This window comes from Eremococcus coleocola DSM 15696 (assembly GCF_000428865.1).
Taxonomy (GTDB): Bacteria; Bacillota; Bacilli; order Lactobacillales; family Aerococcaceae; genus Eremococcus; species Eremococcus coleocola.
In genome coordinates, this window is record NZ_AUAT01000022.1 from 33674 (window position 1) to 39791 (window position 6118).

3 protein-coding genes and 1 pseudogene are annotated in these 6118 nt (G+C 37.4%); 2 read left to right on the forward strand and 2 right to left on the reverse strand.

Annotated elements, in window-relative coordinates:
• Positions 1–3 precede the first annotated feature (3 nt).
• Positions 4–282, forward strand: coding sequence for a head-tail connector protein (locus G396_RS0106260; RefSeq protein ID WP_028125423.1), 279 nt, complete (start codon positions 4–6; stop codon positions 280–282).
• Positions 282–4157 (forward strand): Eco57I restriction-modification methylase domain-containing protein, encoded by a 3876-nt coding sequence (locus G396_RS11805; RefSeq protein WP_248623911.1) that lies wholly within the window; start codon positions 282–284, stop codon positions 4155–4157. The genes G396_RS0106260 and G396_RS11805 overlap by 1 nt, the downstream gene beginning before the upstream one ends.
• A gap of 556 nt (positions 4158–4713) precedes the next feature.
• Here the strand turns inward: G396_RS11805 and G396_RS12115 are convergent.
• Together G396_RS12115 and G396_RS0106275 are read right to left on the reverse strand one after the other, a co-directional pair.
• Positions 4714–5664, reverse strand: a pseudogene (locus tag G396_RS12115) (IS30 family transposase).
• 171 nt (positions 5665–5835) lie between these two features.
• Positions 5836–6118 (reverse strand): family 4 glycosyl hydrolase (locus G396_RS0106275; RefSeq protein WP_028125425.1); only part of this gene is annotated, 283 nt, incomplete at its 5' end.

Genomic DNA, 6118 nt, shown 5'->3' on the forward strand with positions numbered 1-6118 from the left:
TGGATGATGGTGGTCACACTGGATGAAGCTAAGCTGTTTTTAAGAGTCGAGCATTCAGAGGAGGATTCTTTGATCACTCATTTAATCCAAACCTCTCAAGCAACGGTTGAAAATGTCTTGAGACACCCTCTGTCTGATTATCAGGAAGTTCCAGCAGATATCAAAATGGCCATCCTCTATGGGGTGGCCTATTTGTTTGAAAATAGAGAAACTGCTGATTTTCACTCCATGATTTTGTTGATGCGGGCGATTCTCTTTCCTTATCGAACGGAGGTGTTTTAATGGCAAACAAAGAATTAATTGGTCGGTTAGATCAAAGAATCCTCATTTGTCACGTTCAAGAAATTAGGGATAAATATAACACTCGTATTGGCAAGAAACGTTTGATTAAATATCTCTGTTGGGCTCATGTCACCAATTTACATAGAGACGAGTATTATGCTGCTTACGGTTTGAGACTTCATAAAGAACCGAATATGAAGTTCGTCTCCGAAACGGATGCCTTAAAAGGTAAAGGGATGACCCGGGATGAATTTATCGAATTTGCCGTTTCAGAAGAGGCTGAGGACGCTAAACAAGTGACGTTTATTTCGCTACAAGACTTGAAAGGGGCACGGTTTGCAGGAGGCCCTCACAAAAAGTTAGACTGGGTAGCTGAAATACCTTGGGATCTCTTAGTCATTGATGAAGCGCATGAAGGGGTGGATACTCGAAAGACGGACTGCGCTTTTGAGAAAATTAATCGCGACTTTACACTCCATTTATCTGGAACGCCATTTAAAGCCATTGCGAATGAGAAGTTTATGGCGGATCAAATCTATAATTGGTCTTATCTTGACGAGCAACAAGCGAAGGCGAACTGGGATCCAACACTCGATACTAATCCTTATGAAAAATTACCAACCTTAAGTCTTTTTACTTATCAGATGAGTAGCCTCGTCCAAGATCGACTACAAAAAGGGGCGAATATAGAAGAAGACGGTAATATGGATTATGCTTTTGACTTGAACGAATTCTTCGCAACGAAGGATAACGGGCGTTTTGAGTATGAAGCGAGCGTCATTAAGTTCTTGGATAATTTGTCACAAGGCAAGATGCCTTTTTCACCGACGGAGTATCGTCATCAGTTAGATCATACATTTTGGCTCCTACCAAGAGTTGCCTCAGTCAAGGCGATTGAAGCATTATTGAAGAAACATCCTGTCTTCAAGGATTACCAAATCATCTTAGCCGCTGGGGATGGCGAAAGTCTAATTGATAGTGAAACAGAGTTAGAACAAAGTCAAGAAGTTAAGAAAAATCAAAAATCATATGATAAAGTCAAGGCAGCGATTGCGAAATATCCTAAGACGATTACCCTATCGGTTGGGCAACTTACAACAGGGGTAACGATTCCCGAGTGGACGGCTGTATTGATGCTGTCAAATATTAAGTCACCTGCCCTATATTTCCAAGCAGCCTTTAGAGCACAGAATCCTTACGAGTACGAAAAGGATGGGCAACTCTTCCGTAAAGAGAATGCGTATATCTTTGACTTTGCGCCAGAGCGCACGCTGATTCTCTTTGATGAATTTGCTAAAAATCTAACGCCGGGTCAATCGGAGACGACGAAGCTGCGTCATGACCAGATTAAGACGTTGTTGAATTTCTTCCCGGTGATTGCAGAAGATGATCAAGGGGAGATGAAAGAACTCAATTCCGAGGAAGTATTAACCATTCCACGTCATATTAAAGCGCGTGAGGTCGTTCGCCAAGGCTTTATGTCTAACCTGCTCTTCAACAATATTGTAGGGATCTTTGGCGCGCCAAAAGAATTGGTTGGAATTATTAATAAGATTAAGCCCGAAGAGAATAAGAAGCATGCGAAAGAAGCACGGCCAATTGATTTACAGAATCCAATGCTAAATGATCGCGGCGAAGTTGAAATTCCTGATGAAATCGTTATTAACCGAACGAGAGATATCTTTGGTGATAAAGTCTTCCAAGTCGAAGACAAGCCGGAATCTGTAACAGTGACGGATTTAACCAACCGCTTCATGGACAGTATAAAAGATGACTTTGATGAATTAAAAAATCAATTTGACTTGAATGCAACTCAGACAAATCGTGTTCAAGATAACGTCAAACGCAATATTAAAGATGTGGTTGAGGAAGAAGTAAACTACTTTACAACCCAAACAACTTACATTCAAAAAGACTATAATGACGCGCTTGTAAATCCGAATAATACCAAAACTATGACTGAACTTGATGAAGAGCGTCAGGCAAAAGAAAGAGAGCTACGTCAAGCGTTCCAACAAAATATTCAAAAACGAACCCAAGAAACATTGAAGAAAACTGTCGAAACAGAATCTAAAAAAGTCGAAGAACGGAAGAAAAACAAAACGGAGCAAGATACCCGAGATCACTTACGTGGATTTACCCGGACGATTCCTGCCTTCCTTATGGCGTATGGTGACCGTGATACAAGGCTGGGTAATTTTGAACAGAACATTGACCCAGATACTTTCCTGGAAATTACCTCGATTACGATTGAAGAATTTAGGAAGTTACGTGATGGCTTTAAGTATATTGACGATGAGGGTCAAGAGCGTGAGTTTAAAGGGTTCTTTGACGAGACGGTCTTCAATGCCAGTGTCCAAGAATTCTTTGATAAGAAAGACGAACTAGCTGATTACTTTGATGAGCAACTGCTTGAAGATATCTTTGACTATATTCCGAACCAGCAGACCAATCAGATTTATACGCCACGCGGTGTCGTTAAATTGATGGTCGATAAGTTAGAAGAAGAGAATCCAGGAATCTTTCAGAATAAGTATATGAAGTTTGCGGACTTATATACTAAGAGTGGGCTCTATCTAACGGAATTGGTAAAACGATTAAATGAAGGCTTAGCCGATCAAATCCCTAATCAAGAAGAGCGAATTAAGTGGATCTTAGAGAATCAGGTCTATGGGGTTGCTCCAAGTAATATAATTTACAATATTGCGAAAAACTATGTCTATGGCATTCACAGGGATATTGATACCCGTAACTTAGTCCAATGGGACATGGCGAAATCTGCCCAAGAAGGAACGATGAAAGAAGATTTAATCAAAGCCTATGGAGGTGAGAAAGTGAAGTTTGATGTGATTGTAGGGAATCCGCCGTATCAGCAACCAGGTACAGGTGAAAATTCAAGAGATGAGCCTATTTATCATCTATTTATAAATGATAGTTATGATATAGCAGAGAAAGTTATTTTAATAACACCAGCTCGTTTTCTATTTAATGCAGGCCAAACACCAAAATCTTGGAATGAAAAAATGTTAAACGATAGACATATAAAAGTTGTTTTCTATGAAGTAAACAGCACAAAAATCTTCCCTTCTAACGATATTAAGGGGGGTATAGCTGTTACATACAGAGATATTAATTCAGACTTTGGAAAAATAGGTACTTTTACAGCTATTAAAGAAATAAATTTAATTTTAAGAAAAGTAAAGAGAATGAATCAAGAAAGCATTAACAAAATTTTATATGGTAAAAGTACATATAAGTTTAATGAAACTTTATATGAGGATTATCCTGAATTGTTACAAAGGGTAACGGTTGGCGAGCGAAAATCTATAAATTCTAATATTTTCGAAAAGTTTTCTGAAGTTTTCTTTGATGAGGATGTATCAGGAGATATGATTCAAATATATGGCAGACTGAATCATAATAGAATAACAAAATATATTGACAAAAAATATATCATGCCTCATCCTAATCTAGATAAGTATAAAGTGCTTGTTCCAGCATCTAATGGTAGTGGTGCATTAGGTGAAGTTCTTAGTACACCAGTTATGGGTACACCAGTTATGGGTACACCAGTTATGGGTTATACTCAAACTTTCATTTCATTTGGTGATTTTGATGATGAGATAGAAGCTCAAAATGCATTATCTTATATGAAAACTAAGTTTTTAAGAGCAATGTTAGGGACAATGAAAGTTACTCAACATAATCAATCAAAAGAAGTGTGGAAAAATGTCCCACCACAAGACTTCACCTCAAACTCCGACATTGATTGGTCAAAATCCATTCCGGAAATTGATCAACAACTGTATGCCAAATATGGATTGAATGAAGAAGAAATTCAGTTTATTGAAGAGAACGTTCAACCAATGGAATAATAGTTATGACTAGACAGGGTTTCTAATCACTTACCAAGTGGTTAGAAACCCTGATTTGTTTCATTTTATTTCACACTCACCATCCAATTTTAATAGAGGAGACAATAAGCGTATGAATATTACAAAGCAGAAAAATGTGTACCAAATAGAGGAAAACGAAAGGATATTAGCGACCATCAAAACCTACCGCAATCAACATCATTTGAGAAATATATCGCGTTAATATCCGATGAAGATTTTTATGTAAAGGATTATGGTGAAATTGCTTGTGTCAGTTCGATTACGGATATAATTAATAGCAACAATAAAAACACTCATATTCACTTTGTGAACATTCCTCATGCTAGCAGGAAGTACAAAATGAATATGAGTTATTTTGACTCGGAAATTTCAACTTGAAGTTAGCCACTTATCGTAAACAATGTGTTACCTACTAATTTACTGTATTGGTCTATCTAGTCAGTGCTTGATAATGAGCTGAGGCATGATAGGGTCATTCCAAGGCTGGCCTCTGTCAGCTTTCCAAACTATCAGTCATGCCGAAGGAGGCTCGTTGTCAAGCACTGACGAGACCTTCCTCTTGTCTTGCCATTTTGAAGGCTTTAGTAAAGACTTCATGAGGTGTTTGATAACCTAATATTTTCCTAGGATAATCATTCATCCATTGTTGAATTCTCAAACAATCCCTTTAAGTTAAGTCACTCATAGAGTTACCTTTTGGAATGAAACGACGAATGAATTTATGTTGATTCCCACTCGTTCCTCTCTCCCAAGAGGCATAGAAATGCGTAAAATAGACATCTAATACCTCAGATAACCCTTCGTGGAGTCCTGAAAATTCTGAACCGTTATCTGATGTGATACTCTTAAAGATAGATTCAAACTGATCACCTGCTCGTTCTTTCAAATTCGTCACTGCTTTATCGACTGATTCAGCACTTTTCCGTCAATTTTTAGAATAACTTCAAAGCGTGTTTGTCTTTCAACGAGCGTGAGTAATACCTGATCGGATTTTGTCTTATTCCCTATAACGGTGTCGATTTCCCAATGACCAAATTCTTTTCGATCCTTAACTGCCTTAGGTCTTTTTGTAATCGAAGTCCCTATATTAAATTTCACTCGAGTTTCTGGCGTTTTACGTCGTTTTCCTTTTTTGCCTAAGAATATCGAGAGAGATTTGGAGAATCCCTTGATAAATCCAATTATAGATAGTCTTAAACGAAACCTTTCCTTGATAATCACGTCCTGCTATCTGTTCAGGGGACCAAGTAAGTAGTAGTTTAGAGTGAATCGCTTGAATCAATTCAGACGTATGCTTCGGTTTTCTTCCTTTGGATTAACCTTTGATCTCTACATTCATATAAGCCGTACTTGCTTGATAAGCGCCAGAAATACATCTTCCTAATTCACGATAAATGATAGAGCGATGTCGGTTTAGTAACTTAGCGATTCGGTTGACTGGATAACCAACTTGATGGAGTATTTCTATTTTTGAACGTTCTTCTATGGTAAGCTATGTGTAGCTCATAACAGTCCTCCGTGTTAGTGTTTGTATGATTACTTACATTTTACACGAACCTGTTATGAGTCTTTTAATATTTGTCTCAATAAATTTTACAATCTATCTTAATTTAAAGTGAGTTTATATTATCAAACTCTACAGATAATAAAAATGATATTATTTTAATTCAACCCAATACTCTCCATTAACTTCAATAAATTCATCTAATATCTTTTTAGCCACTTCACCATTAGGTACGGATTGATTTAAAGTAAAGGCTTTTAGAGCTTTTTGATATGAATTTTCAAAGAAAGCATCTACAAGTAACTTTTCTGCAGCAACTTGAGCTTCCATTAAACCTTTGTGGAAATCTGGAATATTAAATCTAAGTGATATAGGTTCTACACCTTGAGCATTGACATAACAAGGTACTTCAACAACAGCATCTCCTCTTAGATTA

Bases quoted from the DNA above. Each gene is read 5' to 3' on its own strand.
- G396_RS11805 (WP_248623911.1), top strand. From the start codon at position 282: ATGGCAAACAAAGAATTAATTGGTCGGTTAGATCAAAGAATCCTCATT.
- G396_RS0106260 (WP_028125423.1), top strand. From the start codon at position 4: ATGATGGTGGTCACACTGGATGAAGCTAAGCTGTTTTTAAGAGTCGAG.